At 44.4% G+C, this 25,271-nt stretch carries 17 protein-coding genes and 1 riboswitch; of the genes, 8 read left to right on the forward strand and 9 right to left on the reverse strand.

What is annotated here, in order from left to right; translation table 11 throughout:
• Nucleotides 1-282: 282 nt before the first annotated feature.
• Nucleotides 283-855 (reverse strand): hypothetical protein, encoded by a 573-nt coding sequence (locus C232_RS0108650; protein WP_018663385.1) that lies wholly within the window; start codon nucleotides 853-855, stop codon nucleotides 283-285.
• A gap of 11 nt (nucleotides 856-866) precedes the next feature.
• Nucleotides 867-2,045, reverse strand: coding sequence for a ParM/StbA family protein (locus C232_RS0108655; protein ID WP_018663387.1), 1,179 nt, complete (start codon nucleotides 2,043-2,045; stop codon nucleotides 867-869).
• Between the two features lie 515 nt (nucleotides 2,046-2,560).
• On the opposite strand from C232_RS0108655, the gene C232_RS0108660 reads away from it, so the two are divergent.
• From C232_RS0108660 to pepT, 3 genes are all read left to right on the forward strand, one after another.
• Entirely contained in the window at nucleotides 2,561-3,931 is a 1,371-nt protein-coding gene (locus C232_RS0108660) for an MATE family efflux transporter (RefSeq protein WP_018663389.1), read from the forward strand.
• Between the two features lie 393 nt (nucleotides 3,932-4,324).
• Nucleotides 4,325-6,739 (forward strand): immune inhibitor A domain-containing protein, encoded by a 2,415-nt coding sequence (locus tag C232_RS0108665; RefSeq protein WP_040400034.1) that lies wholly within the window; start codon nucleotides 4,325-4,327, stop codon nucleotides 6,737-6,739.
• Nucleotides 6,740-7,033: 294 nt separating this feature from the next.
• The gene (gene pepT, locus C232_RS0108675; RefSeq protein WP_018663398.1) at nucleotides 7,034-8,266 is read left to right on the forward strand and encodes a peptidase T; all 1,233 of its coding nucleotides are present in this window, start codon (nucleotides 7,034-7,036) and stop codon (nucleotides 8,264-8,266) included.
• A 69-nt stretch (nucleotides 8,267-8,335) separates the two neighbouring features.
• Here pepT and C232_RS0108680 read toward each other — a convergent pair whose 3' ends face one another.
• Nucleotides 8,336-9,850: a DHA2 family efflux MFS transporter permease subunit gene (locus tag C232_RS0108680; RefSeq protein WP_018663401.1), complete on the reverse strand. Its 1,515-nt coding sequence runs from the start codon at nucleotides 9,848-9,850 to the stop codon at nucleotides 8,336-8,338.
• Nucleotides 9,851-10,411: 561 nt separating this feature from the next.
• Between C232_RS0108680 and uraA the strand changes: the two genes are divergently transcribed.
• Complete coding sequence (gene uraA, locus C232_RS0108690; RefSeq protein WP_018663404.1) at nucleotides 10,412-11,692, forward strand: uracil permease; 1,281 nt, start codon at nucleotides 10,412-10,414, stop codon at nucleotides 11,690-11,692.
• A 157-nt stretch (nucleotides 11,693-11,849) separates the two neighbouring features.
• Entirely contained in the window at nucleotides 11,850-12,686 is an 837-nt protein-coding gene (locus tag C232_RS0108695; protein WP_018663406.1) for a formate/nitrite transporter family protein, read from the forward strand.
• Between the two features lie 54 nt (nucleotides 12,687-12,740).
• On the opposite strand, the gene poxB is transcribed toward C232_RS0108695, so the two are convergent.
• From poxB to ytxJ, 5 genes are all read right to left on the reverse strand, one after another.
• Entirely contained in the window at nucleotides 12,741-14,465 is a 1,725-nt protein-coding gene (gene poxB / locus C232_RS0108700) for a ubiquinone-dependent pyruvate dehydrogenase (protein ID WP_018663409.1), read from the reverse strand.
• A 504-nt stretch (nucleotides 14,466-14,969) separates the two neighbouring features.
• Nucleotides 14,970-16,466 (reverse strand): aldehyde dehydrogenase family protein, encoded by a 1,497-nt coding sequence (locus C232_RS0108710; protein ID WP_018663413.1) that lies wholly within the window; start codon nucleotides 16,464-16,466, stop codon nucleotides 14,970-14,972.
• Between the two features lie 247 nt (nucleotides 16,467-16,713).
• Nucleotides 16,714-17,355: a queuosine precursor transporter gene (locus tag C232_RS0108715; RefSeq protein WP_018663415.1), complete on the reverse strand. Its 642-nt coding sequence runs from the start codon at nucleotides 17,353-17,355 to the stop codon at nucleotides 16,714-16,716.
• 11 nt (nucleotides 17,356-17,366) lie between these two features.
• Nucleotides 17,367-17,867, reverse strand: coding sequence for a preQ(1) synthase (gene queF / locus C232_RS0108720; RefSeq protein ID WP_018663417.1), 501 nt, complete (start codon nucleotides 17,865-17,867; stop codon nucleotides 17,367-17,369).
• A 118-nt stretch (nucleotides 17,868-17,985) separates the two neighbouring features.
• A riboswitch (PreQ1 riboswitch) is annotated at nucleotides 17,986-18,032 on the reverse strand.
• Nucleotides 18,033-18,118: 86 nt separating this feature from the next.
• Entirely contained in the window at nucleotides 18,119-18,445 is a 327-nt protein-coding gene (gene ytxJ / locus C232_RS0108725) for a bacillithiol system redox-active protein YtxJ (RefSeq protein ID WP_018663420.1), read from the reverse strand.
• A 509-nt stretch (nucleotides 18,446-18,954) separates the two neighbouring features.
• On the opposite strand from ytxJ, the gene C232_RS0108730 reads away from it, so the two are divergent.
• The 3 genes from C232_RS0108730 (at nucleotide 18,955) to nspC (ending at nucleotide 23,417) form a co-directional block, all read left to right on the forward strand.
• Nucleotides 18,955-20,409: an alpha-amylase gene (locus tag C232_RS0108730; protein ID WP_018663422.1), complete on the forward strand. Its 1,455-nt coding sequence runs from the start codon at nucleotides 18,955-18,957 to the stop codon at nucleotides 20,407-20,409.
• Nucleotides 20,410-21,087: 678 nt separating this feature from the next.
• On the forward strand, nucleotides 21,088-22,287 hold the full coding sequence (locus C232_RS0108735; protein ID WP_018663424.1) for a saccharopine dehydrogenase family protein: 1,200 nt from the start codon (nucleotides 21,088-21,090) through the stop codon (nucleotides 22,285-22,287).
• A 2-nt stretch (nucleotides 22,288-22,289) separates the two neighbouring features.
• Nucleotides 22,290-23,417, forward strand: a complete 1,128-nt coding sequence (gene nspC, locus C232_RS0108740; protein WP_018663426.1) for a carboxynorspermidine decarboxylase — start codon at nucleotides 22,290-22,292, stop codon at nucleotides 23,415-23,417.
• 143 nt (nucleotides 23,418-23,560) lie between these two features.
• Here the strand turns inward: nspC and C232_RS0108745 are convergent, their stop codons facing one another.
• The gene (locus tag C232_RS0108745; RefSeq protein WP_018663428.1) at nucleotides 23,561-25,066 is read right to left on the reverse strand and encodes a malate:quinone oxidoreductase; all 1,506 of its coding nucleotides are present in this window, start codon (nucleotides 25,064-25,066) and stop codon (nucleotides 23,561-23,563) included.
• Nucleotides 25,067-25,271 lie beyond the last annotated feature (205 nt).

Raw genomic sequence — 25,271 nt, forward strand, 5'->3', positions numbered from 1 at the left:
CTTCACCATGCTTGCTTTGTACGAACACTAACATGAAGTGTCCCTCCTTTATTGGAGTGGTTTCCCATCCTCAATGTTATCTAACCTTCGCAACGTGGTTCACTGTTCCTTCCCCTCAGAACTGTTTAGAGAGCCACGACAGAGCCATGAACTTGGGAATCATTCATGGGTGTCTACATGAAAGATAACGTAGCCCACATGGACTTAGAGTAGACAACTAGGGCTTTTTTCAAGCCCCCACTTCAATCAGACCGTAAGGCCGATAAGAGGTGGGTAGTTGACTCACTTATTCATGGCAGCTAAAAAGTCGCCAAGCAAATCTTCCGGCTTTTCTTCCTTGTCCGGTTCTTCCGCCGCGGATTGTTCTTGCGTGGCGATGTGCCAGTCCAGCCGGTCCAGATCATCTTCATCTGCTGCTTCTGCCGGCATTTGTTCTTCGATTTGGGGTTGTACGGGCTGATCCGAAACCGGATTACTTTCTTCTGCCGGGTTCTCTTCCTGCAAATAGAGCGCCTCATCAATATCGGTAGACCGGCTCGTTAATGCGGCAAATAACGCTGTTGCCCGCATCGGATCACTGATCAACTGATAAACAATACTCCCGAGCATCGCTTCTGAATGTTCATGCTTCATCCAGTCATACTGCGCTTTATTCAGCTTTTGGGGTAATGGAATTGTGATCGTTTCTTTATCTTTTAAAAGGGTCTGATTGATGCCCTGGATGACATATTCAGCGATTTTACTTGAAAAATTTCTTTTTTCCTTCTCCTTTAACTTCTGAATCTCTTTTAAAATATGGTCTGGTGTATCAGAGGGAATCCGGAATGCAATTGTCTGGCCTCTTTTTATCTCCATCTCTTTTCACCTTACTTGGTTTCAACAACTTTCTTTCCTTTGTCTTCCGGTTTGTTGTTTCTTCTTACAAAATCTGAGACTAGTTTATAATAAGCATTGGCCATCATCCAAATGCTTTCTTTTTCATCTTCAAAAAAGTCGATGTTATAACCGTCAAGGCTGTTATTTAATGTTTTCAAGTAATCTTTTAGGACAATGGAGCCCCCGCCGACAAAATAGCAAATCTCAGTCTGGGAATTCTTTTGCCATACATTGCGCAGCAGGCGGTATTGTTTTTTTGCCAGATCAAAAAGAATGCGGTCGGTAATTTCATGTACGCTTGTCCGGCTGCCTTTTACCATAATATGATTGCGGTCGTGTTTTTTCGTAATAATATCGACCACATCGCGGCGGCTGTCCAGCTCAACCCCGTATTTGGTACGAATTTCTTCGCGGATCTGTTCAAGTGCTTCCGATACGCCGAGGTTAAATCCTTGCGCCCTGTCATCATCCACTGTCCTATTTTTAATGACCGCAATATCCGTTGACAATCCCCCAATATCCTGGATTAAGATACGTTTGTCAATCAGCTCTTTGTTTATGACATTGAGGTCGTTATCCATGACAAGGTTAATAAATGCCGCAAAACCTTCCGGGTAGACTTTGACCTCATCAAATTTTATATTTACTTTCATCCCCTGGTATCGCGGCGTGACCAAAAATTCCACCTGGTGGACGGATCCGAGCAATTGAGATCTGTAGCCCGCGTCTTTCCCCTCTTTGACTTCACGGAGCGGGAGGCCGGTCCCCAGTGTATAGTTAGCGTCAATAACGTTTTGATTTCGGGTAAAAACTTTTGCGTTTTCTTCCCGGACCGCATCCAGCGCCAAACTTGTAAACAGCATGACAAGCGTCTGGTCTTCTTCTGACTTGCTGCTGCCCGGATCCAGTTCTGTTGCATTATCGCTTTTTGTCGCCAGCTCCCCGACACGGTAAATGACGTTATTTTCTTTCAGGGCAGGGGAGTGGACTTTTATATGGATCCCTTCAAGCGGGTTTTTCGAATTCAATTCCTCAATCCCGATCACCGGCCGGTCTTCTATGTCTCTCGCAATTACATTGGGAATATTTAGTTCGTAATCAAATTTTCCGAAAATGGATTTTAAAGAATCATTGCCAACATCAATTGCCGCAATCCGAGTCTTACTCATATTTTTTCCTCCCTTGTTCTTTCATATGTTAAGCATATAAGAGCTGGTAAAATTAATCAATAGTCGGAAACTTTTTAATAGATTTGTAAACATGTAAACATTTTTGTAAACATTAGAGAATCGTTGTGATATCAATATGTTTACGTGTTTGTAAACATGTAAACAAATTTGTTTACATTTGTTTGCAAATACGCAAACATGCAAACAGTTTTGTAAACATTGGTTTGCAACTTGTAAACTTGTAAACAATTTTGTTTACAGACTTTCGCATACAAGAAATGATAGCTTTTCCTTTGATTGAAACATCGTTTATAACTTGTCAAAATAGCTTATTTTTTCTCCATAAATGGGCTGGAATAATTTTCTACAAACATTTCAATAGAATATTGAATCAAGTCATTGACAGGGTACGAATAATGGTTAAAATGAGTCATAGTATTTGGAGGGAAACAGCCAATGCATCCTGCTGTATCTTACGGCATTTCATCATATTTTATATAAAAGGGGATTAAAAATTGAACGAACAGCGCAACCATTTTCAAGATCAAACCCTGCTCAATATTTCCTGGCCGCTTTTTATTGAATTGTCTTTGCATATGGGAATCGGAATTATCGCAACCTTGATGCTCAGCCATTATTCTGATGATGCCGCTGCAGGAGTCGGGGTCGCCAACCAGTTGTTAACGATGTTTATTCTGGTTTTTAATGTGACCTCTGTCGGTGCTGTCATCCTGATCGGGCAAAAACTCGGTGCAGGCCGGATTAAGGAAGCACGGCGGGTGGCGCGTTCAGCATTCGGGCTGAATTTTTGGTTTGGTATTTTTATTGGCTTGATCGTTTTTGTTTTTGGGGAAAATTTACTGGGTTTTTTTGATATTCACGGAAAAACGCAAGCATACGGGCTGTTATTTGTAAAGATCTGCGGGGCTTCACTATTTTTGGAATCCCTATCTCTGGCCCTGAGTGCCGTTTTGCGCAGCCACGGATACACAAAGGAATCCATGTTTGTGACCGTTCTAATGGACATGATCAGCATTGGCGGAAATATCCTCGCGATTACCGGGATTTTCGGTTTACCAGTTACCGGTGTCGCCGGTGTATCCTGGGCAATTGTGGTTGCACGCCTTTTCGCAGTGCTGGCCCTGCTTCATTTTGTTTATCGGAGACTGGCTTTGAAACTGACATTTAAAGATACTGTAAGAATAAATAAAGAAGATATCCGCGGGCTTCTTGAAATCGGGATCCCTTCAGCGGGCGAAAACTTTTCCTATCAGTTTTCGCAGCTGATCATTACCGGGTTTATCGCAACGCTTGGTGCCTCATCGCTGGCAGCGCGGGTTTATGTCACCAATATTTCTATGATTTGTTATTTGTTTACACTGGCCATTGCTTCCGGCACACAGCTTTTGATTGCACGGTATATCGGTGCCAAGCAATATGACCGTGCACTCCACCGCGGCGTTAAAACCTTAAAACTGGCGATGGCTGCTTCATTTATCACATCACTGGCCATTGCCTTGATCGGGTCGCCGGTTATCCATGTCTTTACGGAAAATCCCGGTATTCTGGCCGTCAGCCTGCCAATTTTATGGGCAATTGTTTTTACTGAACCGGGAAGGGCCATGAATATTGTCCTGATGAGTTCTTTAAAATCGGCCGGAGATGTAAGGTTTCCGGTTTACATCGGTATTTTTTCAATGTGGCTGATTGCGGTCAGCTTAAGTTATACATTCGGCATCCATTTCCACCTTGGTTTGCTGGGGATTTGGATTGCCCAAGGGCTTGATGAGTGGTTCCGTGGTGTATTTGCGACACGGCGCTGGCTGTCTAAGCCATGGTTTAAAAAAGAACTGGTACGCGTTAGCGCTGAGCCAAATACATTGTGAAAGACAGGGAGGTGTCCTAAAGCGGCACCTTCCTTTTTTATTCCCCCCCTAAATATCAATCCCCAACCCCTTCCCCACATGAAAAACTATTGATATGCGGGTTAAACGCAATCCCGGTCAAGAATTGCAAAAGTGCAGTTCATACGTGGAAGCGAACGCGGGCTTAAGCAAAAGTTTTATCCCAAATGCTGTTCATACGCGAAATGAACGCCAGTCCCGGCAAAAAATCGATTTCCAAAGTAGTTCATAAGCAGGAGGGGAAGCTTACTCCAAAAGTCTCAATTTGAATTATTGTAAATTTTTAAAAGGATTATAAGCACGCGTGGAGAATCATTACCAAATACCGGCCAAATAATTGGCTTTTACACATAAAAGTTGAGATGAGGAGGACATATGGTGAGAAGCTGGGGAAAGATTGTAAGTATACTATTTTTGACAGCGGGCCTGGTATTGGGGACCTCCTATTCACCCGCTGCAGGCAAAGCGGACCAGGCAAAAGAAAAAACAGTGCAAACCGATTCAGCAAACCCGGGTGCACCGGTGGATTTAGCGATTGCAAATGATGAACGCCTAATCAAAATGCTAAAGGAAAAAGGAACGATTCCCAAAAATGCCACCGCGGATGAGCAAGAAAAAATCCTGCAACAATATTTGGAAAAATTGGCAAAGAGAAATGAAGCTGTAAAAAATCAGACAAATGGAACCATGGCCAAAAAGAGCGAGGCACTGAAAGAAAAAATAAAGGACAAAGTGAAGAAAAAAGGAATGAAGGCGTCAAAATATCATTCGAAATCGAATAAAGTAGCTGCGTTCCAGCCTGAAAAATGGACAGGCGGCACACGCAAAGATGATGTGCTCGTACTATTGATTGATTTTCCCGATTTGCCGCATGGGAAAATTTCCAAAGATGACACGGATATGTACTACAGCGGAAGTGACGCCTATTCACACCAGCATTATCAGGATATGATTTTCGGAGACAATGGTTACACCGGGCCTGATGGCAAAACAAAGCTTTCCATGAAACAATATTATGAACAGCAGTCCGGCGGCAGTTATACCATTGACGGGACGGTTGCCGGCTGGTATACGGCAAGCCACCCTGCTGCCTATTACGGCGCCCATTCTGCCACAGACGGAAATGACGCCAACCCAAGAGATTTAGTCAAAGAGGCGCTTGCCAAGGCCGCCCAGGATTCTTCAGTAGACTTAAGCAAATATGACCAGGAAGATACGTATGATCTTGATGGCGACAACAATAAACGTGAACCGGACGGGATTATCGACCATCTGATGGTTATCCATTCCGGCGTCGGTGAAGAAGCGGGCGGCGGCAGCCTCGGTGAAAATGCCATATGGTCACACAGCTGGTCGCTGGCAAGCCCATACAATATTCCAAATACAAAAACTGATGTTCCTTATTGGGGCGGAAACCTGGCAGGCTTCGATTATACAATCGAACCGGAAGATGGCGCAGCCGGCGTATTTGCACATGAATTCGGCCATGATCTTGGCCTTCCGGATGAGTATGATACGCTGTACAGCGGGTCAGGTGAACCGATCAGCTTTTGGTCAATCATGTCAAGCGGCAGTTGGGCCGGCGCCATTCCGGGAACAGAGCCATCCGGTTTCAGCCCGTACGATAAAGCGTACCTGCAGGCTTCCATGACGACGGACGGTTTCACGCCAAATTGGCAAACCGGCACAGAAGTCGATTTCAACGAGATTACTTCCACAGGAAAAACATACCTGCTGGACGAAGCCAGTTCCAAAGGGACCAACAATGACGCGGTTAAAGTCAAACTGCCGGACAAAGTGACAGAAATCAACAAGCCGGCAAGCGGCAATCATGAATATTTCAGCGGCAGTGGCAACGATTTAAGTACCGCCATGACAAAAACAATTGATCTTTCAGCTGTATCTTCCGCCCAATTAACGTTTAAAGCCTGGTATTCAATCGAGCAGGACTATGATTATGCCTCGATAAAAGTCAACGGGAAATCCATTCCGGGAAATATCACAACAACCAGCAACCCGAATGAAGCAAATCCCGGGAATGGCATCACCGGTGAATCGAACGGATGGGTGGACGCAAGCTTCGATCTATCCCGCTATGCAGGTCAAAAAATTACACTAAGCTTCAACTATGATACTGACCCGGGAGTAGCACAAGCCGGATTCTTCGCGGATGATATCAAAGTAAGCGGCGATCACAATCTCCTTTTATCTGATAATGCGGAAGGGGATCCAGCTTTCGATTTTGACGGTTTTTCATTATCCGATGGAACAAAGAAAACGGCACAGTACTATTTGCTTGAATGGAGAACGCAAAACGGGACAGATGCCGGGCTTGCCCATGTCAACCGGCGCGGTACAATGCTTTCCTATGATCCGGGACTGCTCGTCTGGTATGTGGATGAATCCTATGATAACAACTGGACAGGTCCGGGCTACCACCCTGGTGAAGGATTTCTGGGCATTGTGGATGCCGACCAGCACAACAATATTTGGCATGACCGCACAGGAGAAACTTGCGGCGCCAGCAGATGCCTGGCTTCGAACAGCTACCAAATGCATGATGCGGCATTCAGCCTTGACAAAGGAAAAGTTGTGAGAATTGGCGATAGAGCATCCTCTTACTTGATTGACAACCATAGGAAAAAAAGTTTGCTGTTTGATGACGCAAAAGACTACAGCAATCCGGAAAATCCTGATGTCGGCCGTAAAGTGCCGAAACTCGGATTAAAAGTGAAGCTGAAAGCAGACAGCAAGGATGGGAGGGTTGGAGAAATTTTACTTTATAAATAAAGGATCAAAGAAGTTCCGGCCAATGGGCAGCGGCATTTACGGCCCGTTGGCTTTTTTCGGTTATATTAATAATGATGTCAGCGCCTTTTCCGGCTGAATTACTTTTTTAGTAAAGCGCATCTCTCCTTAGTGTACGATTTTTATCCATGATTGCGGGAAAGCTAAACCATGGCTCTCCTCCTCCAGGCATGTACGCTCTTTTACAAAAAATATCACGAAACAGGCTCTAAATCCTGTGTCATGCATCCCTTTTTGGTAAAATATACACATACGTTTTAAGAAGGAGTGAAAAAAGTGAAACAAGATCTGATCAACAGATTTACATCCTATGTAAAAGTCGATACACAATCCAATGAAGATCGTGAAACCTGCCCTTCCACCCCAGGCCAATTAACATTATTGAATATGCTGGTGGATGAATTAAAAGCAATTGGCATGGATGAAGTAACCATTGATGAAAACGGGTATGTTTTTGCAACCTTGCCGGCAAATACCGACAAAAAAGTCCCGACAATCGGCTTCCTGGCTCATGTTGATACGGCGACTGACTTTACGGGAAAAAAGATTAACCCGAAAATTGTCGAAAATTACGACGGCAAACCGATTGTCTTAAATGAAAATCTGCGTGTGATCTTGTCTCCTGACGAGTATCCAAATTTAAAACATTATCTCGGCCAAACACTGATTACAACGGACGGTACAACGCTCCTCGGGGCAGATGATAAGGCCGGAGTAGCCGAAATCATGACAGCCATGGATTATTTGCTTCACCATCCCGAAATCAAGCATGGCAAGATCAGGGTAGCCTTCACGCCGGATGAAGAAATCGGCAGGGGCCCGCATAAATTTAATGTTGACGCTTTTGCGGCGGATTTTGCTTATACCATGGACGGCGGCCCACTGGGAGAATTGGAATACGAAACCTTTAATGCCGCTTCGGCAAAAATTATTGTCCGCGGAAATAACATCCACCCGGGAAGCGCCAAAGGAAAAATGGTTAATTCCGCAAAAATCGCCATGGAATTACATAGCCTGCTTCCTGAAGATGAGGTGCCGGAACTGACAGAAGGATACGAAGGCTTCTATCACCTTTTATCCATCCATGGTGATGTAGAACAGACCAAGCTCTCTTACATTATCCGTGACCATGACCGCACCAAATTTGAAGCGAAAAAATCAAACCTCCAGTCTATCGTTAACAGTATGAAGGAAAAATACGGGCAGGAGAACATTTCACTGGAACTCAAAGACCAGTACTATAACATGAAAGAGAAAATTGAACCGGTCAAAGAAATTGTCGATATCGCATACGAAGCCATGAAGAGCCTTGATATTGAGCCGGAAATCTCCCCTGTCCGCGGCGGCACGGACGGCTCCCAGTTATCCTATATGGGCCTGCCTACCCCGAATATTTTTGCCGGCGGGGAAAACATGCACGGCAAATATGAATATGTCTCGGTTGAAACCATGGAAAAAGCCGTGCAGGTGATCGTTGAGATTGCAAAACGTTTTGAACAAAAAGCTTAAAGACCAACGAAAAAGTGGATGAAAAAAAAGGCTAATCCTGCGCATATGGCGGATTAGCCTTTTTTATCCTTATGAATTTGTTGCCGCCCTTGCTTTAGCAGGCTGTACAGTTTTTTCACGCAGCTTGTCTCCCGGTGCAGTTTTTCTAATGAAAAATGCGAGGATAAACCCAAGCACAGAGAGATAGGTGGCGACCATAAAGGCATCATTAATGCCCATTACCGCACCCTCTCTCGCTGCCAGTAAAGCATGCATTTTGTCAGACGGCGTGATATGCTCGGCGGCCATAATCGCTTTCGTATGGATCAGCCCTTTATTGGTCATAATGGATACAAAAAAGGCTGTCCCGACCGCTCCTGCGACCATCCTGAATGTATTTACCATCGCCGTGCCGAATTTATTCAGGGCAAGCGGCAGATCATTCAAACCCGCTGTAAAGATCGGCATCAATAATATTGACATCCCGAAGCTGCGGATCGTATAAACCGTCACCACATACGTAAATGTCGTGTCCAATTTCAATCTTGTGAGGGCATAAGTCGTGACAATCATAATTGCCAGGCCGCTAATTGCCAGCCATTTTGCCCCATAGCGGTCAAACAGGCGGCCTGTTATCGGCGACATAATTCCCATGACAATCCCGCCTGGAAGCAGCATCAAGCCTGACATAAACGGTGTAAACCCACGCACATTTTGCATATAAATCGGCATTAAAATCATGCCTGAAAAGAGCGCCATCGTTACGACAATGTTAATGACCATCGTCAAAGAAAATACAGGGTAGCGGAAAATCCGAAACTCCAGAATCGGATGATCAACAGTAAATTGGCGCCATACAAATAATCCAAGTGAAATAATGCCAACAGCCAGTGTCAGCAATACTTCAGTACTGTCCCATCCTTTTGCCCCGCCTGTAGAAAATCCGTATAAAATACCGCCAAAACCTAATGATGATAGGATAACACCGAGTTTATCCAATTTAGGACGGCTTGTTTCCGTAACATTTTTCACAATAAAGGAAGCAAAAATAAGATCCATGATGGCAATCGGCAGAATAATGAAAAACAATGTCCGCCACGAGTGATTCTGCACTATCCAGCCTGAAAGTGTCGGGCCGATTGCCGGCGCAAAGTTCATCGCTACACCAAAAATCCCCATGGCAAAACCGCGGCGATTTGGCGGGAAAAGTACAAAAATTACATTCGTCAAAAGCGGAAAAATAATTCCTGCTCCGGCAGCCTGCACCACACGTCCAATCAGGAGAACCGAAAACCCCGGTGCAATTGCACAAATCAATGTCCCGGCAGAAAACAATCCCATTGCAGAAAGAAATAATTGCCTTGTTGTAAAACGGCTCATTAAATAGGCCGTAACCGGGATCACAATTCCATTTGTCAGCATGTAAATCGTCGACAGCCAGTTCGCAGTTGAAGCCGTGATATGCAAGTGATTCATAATTTGCGGCAATGCCACATTAATTAAAGTTTGATTTAAAAAAGCAACGACAGCCCCGGCCATAACCACGGCAAAAAACGGCACAATCTTTATGGAACGGTTAACTGTATTTGTGTTGACGCAATCCATACGCAATCCCCCATTCAAATTTTTTAAAATCATTTTTTAGAACTTAGTTTGAGCTTTGGAGAAGCAGTCTATGCTTTTCAGGCACGCAAAGAAAAAGCTTCATTACCCTTCAGAGCTTCTAGCGGTCAACGGCCCAATCCGGATTTTTAAAGCCAATGGTGTGTATTAATGAGAAGAAAACTCCCGCTAATTGTAACGAGAGAGAGAGGTAGTTATTTTCACTAGCTAAATATTCGGCACTCTAATTATTCTAGCTATTTTTCGTGTGAAGTCAAGCAATTGAAAAGTGAAACTGCCGGCAATGGGGCTTTTTCACAAAAAACACGACAAAAAAATGTTTGACAAACGGGACAGGAACTGCCATAATAGCAACGACAATTGTATGTATTTGCCTTTAAAAACAGTCCTGTGAGGCTGGCAAGGTTTCGGATAAATACGCGATACCCATGCACCTTGCCCGCATTACCAGGCAGGGTGCTTTTATTTTTCAGGAGCCGATAAAAAAGGCGCAAAACCAAACCAGAGGCATCTGCCTACTCACAACATAAAGGGGAGAACACGATGGAACAGCAAGAAATCCGGATTGATCAGAAACTGCCGCTGCTCAAAAGTTTGCCGTTAAGCTTCCAGCACTTATTTGCAATGTTCGGGTCAACCGTTCTCGTTCCGGTCCTGTTTAAAGTGGACCCGGCAACCATCTTATTAATGAACGGAATCGGCACACTGCTTTACATTTTTATCACCAAAGGGAAAATACCCGCGTACCTCGGTTCCAGTTTTGCATTTATTTCGCCTGTTTTTGCGGTTATGGCCAAGTATGCCGGCGGACAGGGCTATGGTTATGCCTTGGGTGGATTTTTAGCCGTCGGGATTATTCTTGTACTGGTATCGCTGATTATTAAAGCCGCCGGCACTACGTGGATTGATGTTGTCTTTCCGCCTGCTGCAATGGGTGCAATCGTCGCGGTCATCGGCCTGCAACTTGTTCCGACAGCAGCACAAATGGCCGGGCTGGTCAATTCAAATCCAGCGGTGAAAAACTGGAGCCCTGACCCGCAAACCATTACCGTGTCCTTATTAACGCTTGGCATCACGGTTATCTGCTGGGTAACATTGCGCGGATTTTTAAAAATCATTCCCATTTTAATCGGAATTATATGCGGTTACTTGATTTCACTTGCGTTTGGCATCGTTGATCTTTCAGGTGTCCAGAAAGCAGCCTGGATTTCCCTGCCAACTTATTATCAAATTCAATTTAACCTGTCAGACATTCTGATTATTCTTCCGGCAGCACTTGTAATCATTCCGGAACATATCGGGCACTTAATCGTGACCGGCAATATCGTGAATAAAGATTTAACAAAAGAACCGGGCCTGGACAAATCATTAATGGGAAACGGGATCTCCACGATACTTTCAAGTTTTGTTGGGGCTACCCCGAATACAACTTACGGTGAAAACATCGGAGTGCTGGCCATTACGCGTGTCTACTCAACATGGGTGATCGGCGGGGCGGCTGTTATCGCCATCATTCTTTCCTTCTGCGGGAAATTGGCGGCGCTCATTTCATCTATTCCGCAGCCGGTCATGGGCGGCATCTCCTTACTGCTGTTCGGAGTGATTGCCGCCAGCGGTTTGAGAATGCTTGTTGAAGCAAAAGTTGATTATGGCCGTTCACAAAATTTGATTTTAACTTGTGTCGTTTTGGCAGTCGGCTTAAGCGGCGCAACCATCAACATTGGTACCGCCTCACTAAGCGGAATGGGACTGGCAACCGTTGTCGCCATCATCCTCAGCCTGTTCTTTAAATTGCTGAATGTCTTTAAATTAGCAAATGAATAAGAGAAAAAACGGCTGCTATTTTAAAAGCCGGAAGAAAGCCCCCTTAGTTGGACTCAAAAACCAGCTTAAGGGGGCTTTCTTTCGCTTGCAGTACAGGCTTTCAGGCTGCATACATGTGTTGTTCTTAGGGCACGTTATCACTAGGTGGTGATGGCCGGTGGAGTATAAAGCATTAATAGAAGTTGAAAAACTGGCGCTAAAAAAACAGGATATTTATCAAAAAAGTACGTTGATTTATATCGCAAGGGCGATGCTGGCGAGCATGTTTATCGGATTTGGCGTCATCGTCGCCTTTAAAACAGGTAACTTTTTTTATCTTGAACATTCCCCCTTTGCCTATCCTCTTGCGGCATTGACCTTTGGCACAGCCATTATTTTAATCGCATACGGGGGCGGCGACTTGTTTACGGGAGATACATTTTATTACACTTTCGCCGCCCTGCGTAAAAAAATGAGCTGGGGAGTTGTAATCCGGTTATGGATCTATTGTTATATTGGCAATATTTTGGGGGCAATTGTTTTTGCCCTCTTCATTCATTTTACACAGCTGTTTAATGATCCGAATGTGAACGGATTTTTATTGAGCGTGGCAGATAATAAAGTACATGTCCCCACCATGCCATTGTTTTTCAGAGGTATCCTTTGCAACTGGCTCGTCTGTTTGGCATTTTTTATTCCCATGACATTAAAGGGTGACGGCCCGAAGCTGTTCACAATGATGCTGTTCGTGTTCTGTTTCTTTATTTCGGGCTATGAGCACAGCATTGCCAATATGTGCACATTTGCCATATCCCTTGTCCTGGAACACCCGGTATCCACCAGCATTCGGGGTGTGGTTCATAACCTCATCCCGGTCACACTGGGCAATCTCGTCGGCGGCGGATTTATGATGGGCTGGATGTACTATTATGCAAATAAACCGTATGTGGAAAAAGATGTGTCTATAGAAGACAAAGAAGTGATTTCATTAAAAGAAGAGGATAACCTTTCATAGAAATAAGGCCTGGTTTCGATAACAGAAACCAGGCCTTTCTTCAGGCATATTGCTTTATCTGATCAAGTTTGTTTTTGCCAAATCGACCAATTCGCTTGCACGCCCGTTTAGTACGGCTTTGAGCATCCAAAGTGTGAAACCATGTGCTTGTTCGTAAGTAATTTTTGGCGGCAGGGATAATTCCTGGCGATTGACGGCAACATCAATGATCGAAGGGCCGTCATGTTCGAAAGCTTGCCTCATGGCGTCTTCAAGATCAGCCGGGTCTTCTACACGGATCCCTTGCATATCCATCGCCTGGGCGATCGCGGCATAATTCGGGCTTTCAAGGCCAGTTCCCGTCTCCGGATAGCCGGCTGCCTTCATTTCAATTTCCACAAAGCTTAACGCACTATTGTTAAATACTACGACTTTGACCGGCATTTTATGCTGGCGGACAGTTAACAGATCACCCATTAACATCGAAAGACCGCCATCACCGCAAAGCGCTACGACCTGCCTTCCCGGCTGTGCAACCGCGGCACCGATCGCCTGCGGAAGAGCGTTTGCCATCGTGCCGTGGTTAAACGAACCAAGCAGGCGGCGTTTTCCGTTCATTTTCAAGTAACGTGCTGCCCATAAAGTCGGGGTGCCAACATCACATGTAAAGACGGCATCTTCATCCGCGAGGTCGCTTGCAACTTTTGTCAAATATTGCGGGTGAATCGGTTTGCGTCCCGGTTTCCCAACTGCAAGATCATCCAAGCCTGCTCTGACTTTTTGGTATGCCTTCACATGTTTTTCCAAGTGCTTGCTGTTGTCTTGTTCTTTTAGCATCGGCAGCAGGGCTTCAACTGTATTTTTTACATCGCCGACAAGCCCGAAAGTAAGCGGGGTACGGCGTCCCAGATGTTCTGAACGGATGTCAACCTGCAAAATTTTGGCATTCTTCGGATAGAATTGGCGGTACGGGAAGTCCGTTCCAAGCATCAAAAGCGTATCGCAATCCATCATTGCATCATAACCGGAAGAATAACCGATTAAGCCTGTTAATCCGGCATAGTAAGGATTATCATATTCCAAATGTTCTTTTCCGCGCAATGCCACAACCATCGGGGATTTTATTTTTTCGCATAGTTCCATCAACTGGTCATGTGCACCCGCGCAGCCTGCACCACAAAGCAGCGTCACTTTTTTGGCTTCGTTCAAATAGGCTGCAAGTGTTGTCAAATCTTCCGGTGATGGCTGTACAACCGGTTTTGCGACATGGACGGATACATTCGGCACCGCAACATTGTCATCAAGGCCGGCAACATCACCAGGCAGTACCAATACCGATACCCCTTGTTTTGCAACAGCCTGCTGCATGGCCATGTTCACCATTAAAGGCATTTGTTCCGGGCGCTGAACTGTCTCCACAAAGTGGGCACAATCCTTAAAAATCAGTTCAGGCCGTGTTTGTTGGAAATATTCGCTTCCAATTTCACTGCTTGGAATGTGGGCTGCAATCGCGAGCACCGGCACACGCGAACGATTGCAATCGTACAAACCATTAATCAAATGCAGGTTTCCCGGGCCGCTGCTGCCTGCGCAAACCGCGATGCTGTCGTTTAAAGTTGCGTCGGCGCCTGCGGCAAATGCAGCAACTTCTTCATGCCTTACGCCGACCCATTCAATTCTCCCGGAGCGCCTGATTGAATCGAGCACAGCATTTAATGAATCTCCTACAATCCCGTAAATTCTTTTCACACCAGCATTTAATAATGAATCAATGAGTAAATCAGCAATTGTTTTTGCCATTGGTTTATCTCCTTCTATCACAATTGTTTTATAAAATTTCCCTTAAGAAAGACTCGAAAAAAATCAAAATCCCCAGTTCACGAAACGTCGTATTTTTCCACCCTTCATCCCTTTCTTTACTTTATCGTTTCCCCCGGCCCGCAAAATAAACCCTATTGAAAAAACCATTTCATTACAACACAGCGGGCAAAAGTTTGACAGATTCATCATCTGTTATATTTATGTTTTCATCTGTATTAAAAAATAAAGACAGACACAAAAATTTCACATTTTTATCCTACACCTACTTGTATTGTGATTACAAGGGTTTTGCATAAGAAAAGAAAAAAATAAATGATTGATATCCAATACTGTATTACTTAATATGAAATAAATATTAGTACACATATTTAAAGCGATTACATAAATAATAAAGCACTGATTGCCGGCAAAGCAGGCATTTGATCCAAAAAGATCCAAAAAAAACTGCGCCCCCAAACCGGGAGCGCAGTTTTTTTCCTGTCCTCAATATAAGCCATAAGGTGATTCTTTGAGGTTTACAAATATATTTTTCGTTTGCGTATAGGCATCCAAAATGCTCTTATAGGTTTCACGGCCGATACCGGATTTCTTATAACCGCCGAACGGGGCACCTGCAGGCAATTGATTGTACGTATTGATCCACATCCGTCCGGTTTCGACACCGCGTGCAACCCGCATCGCACGGTTAAAGTTAGTCGTCCAGACTGCACCGCCAAGGCCGTATTCAGAATCATTCGCTAAACGGATCACCTCTTCTTCCGTTTTGAACTTAATCACCGTTGCGACAGGGCCAAATATTTCTTCCTTTGCAATCCGCATATCATTGGTCGCATCCGCTAAAAGCGTCGGTGCCATGAATACGCCTTTATCTAAACCGTTTTCCGTCAATTGGCGGCCGCCGGTAACCAGTTTAGCACCTTCTTTTTGGCCAATTTCAACATATTCCAGTATTTTTTCAAGCTGGCGTTTGTTGACCTGGGCCCCCATTTGCACACCGTCTTCCCATGGCAGGCCGACTTTCACCTTTTCAAATGCCGTTTTTAATTCACTCACAAATTTATCATAGATCCCTTCCTGCACAAATAAACGGGATCCCGCGCAGCAAACCTGGCCCTGGTTAAATAAGATTCCGAGCTGGGCGCCTTCAATGGCCTGTTCCCATGGGGCATCGTCAAAAAAGATATTAGCCGACTTGCCCCCTAACTCCAATGTTGCCGGTATCAATTGATCTGCTGCTGCTCTTGCCACATTGTACCCGATTTCAGTAGAACCGGTAAATGCCAATTTGCTGAAACCCGGATGTTTCAACATATAATCACCCGAATCAGAGCCTCTGCCTGTAATCACATTCACAACCCCGGCCGGTAGTACTTGATCGAGCAGTTTTGCCAGTTCCAATAAGCTGAGTGATGTAGAAGAGGACGGGTGGATCACTACCGTGTTCCCGGCTGCAATCGCCGGCGCTATTTTCCAGGCCCCCATCAATAACGGAAAATTCCAAGGAATAATCTGCCCGACGACACCGATCGGTTCTTTCAAATTAATCGTCAGCGTCTCATCGTCCAGTGCCTTTGCTGTCCCTTCTTCTGCACGAATCACGCCGGCAAAATAGCGGAAATGGTCAGCACTTGCCGGGACATCGATTCCGCTTGTTTCCCTTAAAGGCTTGCCATTATCCAATGTTTCAACCAATGCCAGATGTTCCTGATTTTCATCAATCAAATCAGCTATTTTAAGAAGCATTTGGCTTTTTTCCTGTACGCTTACCTTTTTCCAAGATTGAAAAGCTTCTTTTGCCGCTTCAACGGCCGCATCCACATCCGCATGGCTTGCATCCACGAATTCCGCGAGTTTTTCGCCATTAGCCGGATTATAGCTTTCCAATTTTCTGCCGCTGGTTCCTTCAACCCATTTGCCGCCGATATAGAGTTTATACTGCTGGTCAACTGCATGTTTAATGTCATTTAATACCATGCTCATGATGGAAGGCTCCTTTCCGTTTTTGAATTTAAGATCATGTGAAACTTCTATCAGCAGGGCTTTCCTCTCACCCCCCGCCGATGCCCACCTTTCAAAGTAAGCGCCTTACTTCCCGTTAACACGGGATAAACACTGTAAATCTATTTTACCCTAATTCTATGAAAATAAAAAAGAAAACGCTCGCACTTTTTAATACAAAATGAACCACCCCGGGATTAGAATGGAAGTGGTTCATTTTAGACGAACATTATGCAAATGTTTGTTCTTTCTGTGATTTTCCGGTCTGTTCATTTTTCCTGATCAAGCCGACAAGCAAATAGACAACAGGCGTCATAACGACCGAAGCAGCAAATTTAAAGATATATTGCGTCAGGATTAATGTGCCAAGCACCTGAACCGGCACCGTCCCGTAATAAGCAATGAGGATAAAAATAGTCGTATCAATCAGCTGGCTCAGCATTGTCGAAGCGTTATTGCGCAGCCATAATTTTTTACGCCCGTGCAGCGTTTTTAACCGGTTAAATACCAAGACATCGAGATTTTGGCTGATGATATAAGACACCAGGCTTGCCAAAATGACGCGAAAGCTGCCGCTTAATATCGTTTCAAATGCGGACTGGTTTTGAAAGGCAGGTGCAGCAGGGATGTTAATCGTAATTATAATAAAGACCATGGCCATAATCTGTGTAATAAAGCCGGCTTGTACGGTCGCCCGACCAGCCTTTTTGCCGTACACCTCAACCGTCACATCAATAAGCGGATAAGTAAAAATATAGATAATTGCGGCAGCCGGCAGTATTATTGCATCCCCAATATGAAATAATTTGACAGAAACGATATTGGACAAAATCAGCAAGCCGACAAAAATGCCATTTAAATAAGCGTTCATGTTCATCCTCCTCAGCGGTTATCGACTTTTTCAGGATAAAGATCGTGGTTCATCAGGCGGAAATTCGCCATATCTTCATATTTCGTATCCGGCTTCCCGTAATTGCACCACGGATCAATGGAAATCCCGCCGCGCGGAGTGAACTTTCCCCATACTTCAATATAACGGGGATCAAGCAGTTGAATCAGGTCATCCATAATGATATTGACACAGTCTTCATGAAAGTCGCCATGGTTCCGGAAACTGAAAAGATAGAGTTTCAAAGATTTGCTTTCGACAATTTTTATATCCGGTATATACGAAATATACATCGTTGCAAAATCCGGCTGGCCGGTAAGCGGGCATAAGCTTGTAAATTCCGGGCAGTTAAATTTTACAAAATAATCCCGGCCTGCATGCAGATTATCAACAGCTTCCAGGACAGCCGGATCATAATCTGCCGGATACTTTGTTTTTTGATTTCCCAACAGCGTTAAATCCTTTAATCCTTCTTCTTGCTTTCTTCCAGACATAAAAAAACCTCCTGTAAAAAATGTGCCCCGCCATTTTTTCCAAGAGAGACCATGCAACCCTGTTTACGAATAAGATGAAAAAAACCACATCCATTATGGATATGGCATAGTTCGTCATTTATCCATAGTTTTTTATAGAGGGTTTAAGCTATGAACCTCTCCCGATCGGGTATGTTCTGTTTCTTATATTAATCAAACTCCTGAAAAATGTAAACCCAAAAAGGATTTTTCGAATTCAATTCATTGAGCCTTTAGGATTGTACGGCTTTCTCGATGGCTGCTTTGGTAATCGCCGCGTGGTCTTCGTTCCATTGCACTTTTCCATTCTCCAAAAGAAAAATTTGCGGAGATTCATGGCGGATGCCGAATACTTCTGCCGCCTGGTTTGAAACAGGGCGGTCTTCAATCACCAGAATCTCTGCTGCCGGTATATTGGTTTCCTTGACATAGGCCAGAAATTCCTCATGCGCTTTTGCACTGATCGGGCATCTTGAACTATGCTTGAAGAGGAGCCGTTTGCCGCCCTGATCAATAAACTGATTCAATTCTTCCACTGTGTGAAGCTGTTCCACTGCCATTTATAGATTCCTCCCATTTGGTCTTCTTTTGTTTAGTGTATCAAAGTCCTTTACCGCCATTCACGAAAAATGCTTAAGCGTTTTTTCTTACATCGTTTGCCCGGCCGGAAAGCATAACAGCCAGGCACTGTCGTGATAGCAGGTACGGGCAGCGGAAGCACGACAATGGCCGTCACCACTCCGGGGGAGATCGCCTCCTTATGCGGTAAGGACGTTTGTTTTAAATCTTGAGCCTCACTGAGTACAAACCAAAAATACATTGGAGGCCTGCCAAAGCAGCCAGCTGGATTTTTGCAGCCGGCTGTTTTTAGCGTTTTCGGGCCGGGAAAACAGGGAATATCATTTCTGTGTCTCAGCGTATTTGCTTGTTTTCTAAGGCAGGCACATCGTTTTGTTTTTACCTGCCTTTTTTACACGCAAAAAATTCCAATTTATTGAAAATTTCACCATAAACTTCTATACTTGTACCATTATGATTCATGACTTCTTTTTTTGGAAGGAGAATTCTCTTGGAACGGAATCACACTATTATGCAGTTTTTTGAATGGCATACACCGGCTGACGGCAACCATTGGAAACGGCTGAAAGAACTGGCGCCGCAGCTAAAAGCAAATGGGCTTGATTCTGTCTGGCTTCCGCCGGTTACAAAGGGGCAGTCTGCGCAGGACAACGGATATGGGGTATACGACCATTATGATTTGGGTGAGTTTGATCAAAAAGGCACAATCAAGACAAAATACGGGTCAAAGGAGGAACTGCTTGATGCCATTCAAGTATGCCACGAAAACGAAATATCTGTTTATATCGATGTCGTCATGAATCATTTGGCAGGGGCTGACGAGACAGAAACGTTTCAAGTTGTCGAAGTGGATCCGATGGACAGAAATAAAGAAATATCGGAGCCTTTTGAAATTGAAGGCTGGACAAAATTCAACTATGAAAACCGCCATGGCAAGTACTCGGATTTTAAATGGAATTACAGCCATTTCAGCGGTACGGACTATGACCAAAAAAACGACCGCAAAGGGATATTCCGCATTGTCGGGGAAAATAAACATTGGAATGAGAACGTAGATAACGAGTTTGGAAACTTTGACTATTTAATGTATGCAGACATTGACTATAATCATCCGGACGTAAAAAAAGAAATGGTTTCCTGGGGAAAGTGGCTTGCCGATACAACTGGCTGTGACGGCTACCGCCTCGATGCCATTAAACATATCAACCACGATTTTATTAAAGAATTTGCCACCGAACTGATGGCACACCGCGGCGAGAACTTCTACTTCGTGGGCGAATTCTGGAATCCTCAGCTCGCAGCTTGCCAAAAGTACCTGGACCATGTCGAATTTAAAATTGATTTATTTGACGTCGCCTTGCATTATAAACTGCATGAAGCTTCCATTAAGGGGAGAAATTTTGACCTAACCACCATTTTCGACAATACCTTAGTCAAAACCCACCCGCTCAATGCCGTCACATTTGTTGATAACCATGATTCGCAGCCGGATGAATCACTTGAATCCTGGGTGGAAGACTGGTTTAAACCAAGTGCTTATGCTTTAATCCTGCTTCGTAAAGACGGCTACCCCTGTGTATTTTACGGGGACTTTTTCGGCATTGGCGGCGATCATCCGATAACAGGCAAAAAAGACGCCCTTACACCTTTGCTGTATGCGCGCCAGGAAAAAGCTTACGGTGAACAGGACGACTATTTTGACCATCCCAACACCATCGGCTGGGTACGCCGCGGTGTTCCGGAAATTGCGCACTCCGGCTGCGCAGTCGTCATTTCAAACGGGGAAGACGGTGAAAAGCGCATGCTAATCGGAAAAGAACGCGCCGGGCAAACCTGGCATGATATCACCCGCTCAAGAAAAGAACAGATTACAATCGGAAAAGACGGATATGGCGTATTTCCGGTTACAGGGGGCAGCGTTTCGGTATGGGCAGAATCCGAATAAGAGAAGAAAGAAGGCTGCCCGGGCTTATGGAGTGTGGTTTCTTATGAAGCTGGCTGCTCCGTTCAATCATCGGTATAGTCACTATGTAAACATCCTGGCGTTGCTGCTTTTTAATTTTTGCCTTGCTATTTTCCGCTGATACTGATAAGATAAAGAAGCGAAATTTGGAAGGCGGATATTCAAAACTTCGAGTCTTTCCAAGCAGATAATTTTGACCAAGGAAGTTAAGGCCATACGGACAGCCGGGTCAAATGCCGATTGGCAACTTTAGTTGCCTTATTGATTGAGTTAAAAGCTCAAATTTTATAAGTTGGTTACTTTACAACCGGTGCATCCGCACATCAACTTGTGAAACGGTCAATAAGAGTGGAAAAAGTAATTATTTGCTATATAGACTCTGATCCTGTAATGATAGATTTTGAATATTAAAGAGCTTTCTGCCATTATGTCTTCGGACTTTTAGCAGAAGTATCCATATGGCTGCTTTTTAGCGGGCTGTATTGATGCTTTTTTAATAGGAGAACTTTATCGAGGCAAGTGTTGTGTGCAATGATGATGCATATTACACTTGCTTTTTTTCTTTTTTGAAAATAGCAACCATTTATTTTTGTTCACATCACTGCCTGGCTAACATGCCGGCCTTGGTTGTAAAAATCTATGAAGTTAGGAGATTAATGAATGGGAAAAGCACTAATTATCGGCTGCGGCGGCGTAGCATCCGTAGCCATCCATAAATGCTGCCAGAACAGCGAAGTATTTGAAGAGATTTGCATTGCAAGCCGGACAAAATCGAAATGTGATGCCTTAAAAGCCAAACTGGATGGCGGCAAAACGAAAATTACGACGGCACAAGTGGATGCAAATAACGTCGATGAATTAATCGCTTTAATTGAAGCAGTCAAACCGGACATTGTCATGAACCTGGCGCTGCCTTATCAGGATTTAACGATCATGGATGCCTGCCTGGCAACCAAAACCAATTATTTGGATACGGCAAACTATGAACCGGAAGATACGGCAAAGTTTGAATACAAATGGCAATGGGCATACCGTGACCGTTTCAAAGAAGCCGGCATTACAGCCCTTTTAGGCAGCGGTTTTGATCCCGGTGTCACGAGTGTTTTTGCTGCATACGCCCTGAAGCACCATTTTGATGAAATTGAATACATTGATATTCTTGACTGTAATGCCGGTGATCATGGCTATCCGTTTGCGACGAATTTTAATCCTGAAATCAATATTCGTGAAGTTTCTGCAAAGGGCAGCTATTGGGAAAACGGCCATTGGGTGGAGACAGAACCAATGGAAATCAAACGCGTTTATAATTTCCCTGAAATTGGCGAGAAAGATATGTATTTGCTGCATCACGAGGAAATCGAATCACTCGCTTTAAATATGCCGGGCATTAAACGGATCCGTTTCTTCATGACATTTGGCCAGAGCTATCTGACCCACCTGAAGTGCCTCGAAAATGTCGGCATGACTTCAATTGAACCCATTGAATTCGAAGGCAAACAAATCGTGCCGCTGCAGTTCTTAAAAGCGGTGCTGCCGGATCCGTCTTCACTCGGGCCGCGTACAAAAGGCAAGACGAACATCGGCTGTATTTTCCGCGGCAAAAAGGACGGCAAAGACAAAACGTATTACCTGTACAATGTTTGTGATCATGAAGCATGCTACAAGGAAGTTGGCTCGCAGGCGGTCTCCTATACGACCGGCGTTCCTGCCATGATCGGCGCCATGATGTTAATGACAGGAACATGGGACCAAAAAGGCGTATTCAATATTGAAGAGTTTGATCCGGACCCGTTCATGGAAGCACTCAATAAATGGGGTCTGCCATGGAAAGAAAGCTTTGAACCGGAGCTAGTAGAATAAAGATGAAATTTGAAGAAGTGCCTACCCCATGTTATGTTGTCAATGAAGGCCTTTTAGAAAAAAATTTAAAAATCTTGAACGGCGTGATGGAGCGTACAGGTTGTAAAATTGTGCTGGCGCAAAAAGCCTTTTCAATGTATACGATGTATCCGCTCATTGGAAAGTATATAAGTGGAACGACGGCAAGCGGCTTATACGAGGCGCGGCTTGGTTACGAAGAAATGGGAAAAGAAAACCATGTCTTTTCCGCAGCCTATCGTGAAGATGAAATTGACGAGATCATCTCGATTTGTGACCATATCATTTTTAATTCGTTTTCACAACTTGAGAAATTTAAAGACAAGGTGCTCAAAGCCGGTAAAAAAGCCGGCTTGCGCATCAATCCCGAGTGTTCCACGCAGGCTGGTCATGCCATCTATGACCCTTGTTCGCCAGGTTCCCGCTTTGGCGCGACATTAGAACATTTCCGCCCTGAATCGCTTGAAGGAGTTACCGGGTTGCATTTCCATACCCTTTGCCAGCAAAACGCAGATGATTTGGAAACAACTTTAAAAGCCGTAGAAGAAAAATTCGGCCCATGGCTTCCGCAAATGGAATGGATTAATTTTGGCGGCGGCCACCATATCACAAGGGAAGACTATGACATTCCGCTGCTGGAAAAATGTATCCGCAGCATGCAGGAGAAATACGGTTTGGAAGTTTATCTCGAACCGGGAGAAGCTGTTGCGCTGAATGCAGGCTTTCTGGTTACGACGGTACTTGATACGCTTCAAAACGGTATGGGGATTGCCATTCTTGACACATCCGCATCCTGCCATATGCCGGACGTGCTGGAAATGCCTTACCGCCCGCCTCTGCTCGGATCGGGCAAAGCAGGAGAGAAACCATTTACGTACCGGCTCGGCGGCCAGACCTGCCTTGCGGGTGATGTAATCGGGGATTATTCTTTCGATGAGCCTTTAAAATGCGGCGACCGTCTGGTTTTCGGTGATATGGCCATCTATACGATGGTTAAAAATACGACATTTAATGGCATGCCGCTCCCGGCTATAGCCGTCCAGGATCAAAATGGCGACTGCCAGGTTATCCGGGAATTTGGTTATGAGGATTTTAAGATGCGGCTGGCTTAATTGTCCATGTTAATCAAACGTTTGATTAATATCAAAGCCGGGGTTCTGCTTTAAAAAAGCAGGACCCCGGCTATTTTACTAATGATGAATATAAAGACAGCTTCCAGTTTAATTCAACTATCCGGCCTTGATGATCCAAGAAGTTAATGATAAACCGGCAATTTTTCGCTTAGTCCAAGCGTATGTGCCGTTGAAGTAAAAATGTTATCGAATAGCTCCGGATTTTCTCCTAATGGCACGCCATAGGAAGGAACCATTTCTTTGATTTTCGGTTCCCATGTTTTTATATACTGCGGGAAGCATTTTTTAATGACTTCAAGCATTACATGAACAGCGGTAGATGCACCCGGGGAAGCGCCGAGCAATGCAGCGATTGATCCATCTGCGGCACTTACAACTTCCGTGCCGAATTGGAGTGTTCCCTTGCCTCTGGCTGCCGTATCTTTAATTACTTGTACACGCTGCCCTGCTACCACTATATCCCAGTCTTCGCTTCTGGCGCTTGGGACAAACGCCCGTAACGCTTCGATACGTTTTTCTTTCGATAATAAAACTTGTTGAATTAAGTATTTTGTCAATGGTGCATTTTTTGCACCTGCCGCTAACATGGTAAAGACATTATTCGGTTTTACGGAACCCAATAAATCCAAGTTTGAACCCGTTTTCAGAAACTTAGGTGAGAAGCCGGCAAACGGTCCAAACAGTAATGACTTTTTGTTGTCGATATAGCGTGTATCAAGATGCGGAACAGACATTGGAGGTGCACCGACTGCAGCTTTGCCGTACACTTTTGCATGGTGCTTTGCGATTACTTCCGGATTGTTGCATACCAGGAATAATCCGCTTACAGGGAATCCCCCAATATGCTTACTTTCAGGAATACCGGTTTTTTGCAGTAAAGGCAGGCTTCCGCCACCGGCACCGATAAAGACAAATTTCGCAGTCCGGTACTCAAGTTTCCCGCTATCACTATACACTTTTACTTCCCACAAACCGTCTTTTGTTCGTTTAATATCTTCAACTTTATGTCTATAGTTGATCTCCACGTTTTTATTCTTTAAGTGCGCAAATAACATCCGGGTCAAAGCGCCAAAGTTGACATCCGTTCCAGCATCATTTTTTGTTGCCGCCATGGGTTCTTTCGATGTACGGCCTTCCATGATGAGCGGAATCCATTTTTTCAGCTTTTGAGGGTCATCGGAAAATTCCATTCCTTTAAACAGCGGATAATTTGACAGCGCTTTAAATCTTTTCTTTAAAAAAGCCACATTTTGCTCTCCTTGCACTAAACTCATATGTGGCAATGGCCTGATAAAGTCATGCGGGTTACGGATCAGCTCATGTTTGACAAGGTAAGACCAAAACTGCCTTGATACTTGAAACTGTTCATTAACTTTAATTGCTTTACTAATATCTAAAGATCCATCCGGTTTCTCAACAGTATAATTAAGCTCACATAATGCAGAGTGCCCTGTTCCCGCATTATTCCATTCATTAGAGCTTTCCTTGCCTGCCTGGTCAAGTTTCTCAAAGACTGTAAGCTTCCAGTCGGGCGCTAATTCTTTCAGGATTGTCCCCAATGTCGCACTCATGATACCGGCACCAATCAGGATAACCTCTGTTTTCGTTTTATTTTCCCCATTGCTCATCTTTAACATCCCTTTTTTTAAGATTTACAGAAAGGATACAGACACTCCTTTTGACATCACACCAAGCCAACGGTCAACATTGTCCTGCACCTTTCCCATATCCATTATACCCTAATCATAGTTTATCAAAATTGTGTATAAATTATAATATATATTTTTATAGTTTCTGATGATCAGGGGAAAAATATTATATATTTTTCTTAGC

Origin of the sequence: Heyndrickxia acidiproducens DSM 23148, from assembly GCF_000374345.1 — a bacterium.
Taxonomy (GTDB): Bacteria; Bacillota; Bacilli; order Bacillales; family Bacillaceae_C; genus Weizmannia; species Weizmannia acidiproducens.

Coding starts and splice junctions, on each gene's coding strand:
- C232_RS0108650 (WP_018663385.1), bottom strand. CDS start 855: ATGGAGATAAAAAGAGGCCAGACAATTGCATTCCGGATTCCCTCTGAT.
- ytxJ (WP_018663420.1), bottom strand. CDS start 18,445: ATGGCAGTGGAACAGCTTCACACAGTGGAAGAATTGAATCAGTTTATT.
- C232_RS0108715 (WP_018663415.1), bottom strand. CDS start 17,355: ATGAACGCTTATTTAAATGGCATTTTTGTCGGCTTGCTGATTTTGTCC.
- C232_RS0108735 (WP_018663424.1), top strand. CDS start 21,088: ATGGGAAAAGCACTAATTATCGGCTGCGGCGGCGTAGCATCCGTAGCC.
- nspC (WP_018663426.1), top strand. CDS start 22,290: ATGAAATTTGAAGAAGTGCCTACCCCATGTTATGTTGTCAATGAAGGC.
- C232_RS0108680 (WP_018663401.1), bottom strand. CDS start 9,850: ATGGATTGCGTCAACACAAATACAGTTAACCGTTCCATAAAGATTGTG.
- uraA (WP_018663404.1), top strand. CDS start 10,412: ATGGAACAGCAAGAAATCCGGATTGATCAGAAACTGCCGCTGCTCAAA.
- C232_RS0108745 (WP_018663428.1), bottom strand. CDS start 25,066: ATGAGCAATGGGGAAAATAAAACGAAAACAGAGGTTATCCTGATTGGT.
- queF (WP_018663417.1), bottom strand. CDS start 17,867: ATGTCTGGAAGAAAGCAAGAAGAAGGATTAAAGGATTTAACGCTGTTG.
- C232_RS0108665 (WP_040400034.1), top strand. CDS start 4,325: ATGGTGAGAAGCTGGGGAAAGATTGTAAGTATACTATTTTTGACAGCG.
- poxB (WP_018663409.1), bottom strand. CDS start 14,465: ATGGCAAAAACAATTGCTGATTTACTCATTGATTCATTATTAAATGCT.
- C232_RS0108655 (WP_018663387.1), bottom strand. CDS start 2,045: ATGAGTAAGACTCGGATTGCGGCAATTGATGTTGGCAATGATTCTTTA.
- C232_RS0108710 (WP_018663413.1), bottom strand. CDS start 16,466: ATGAGCATGGTATTAAATGACATTAAACATGCAGTTGACCAGCAGTAT.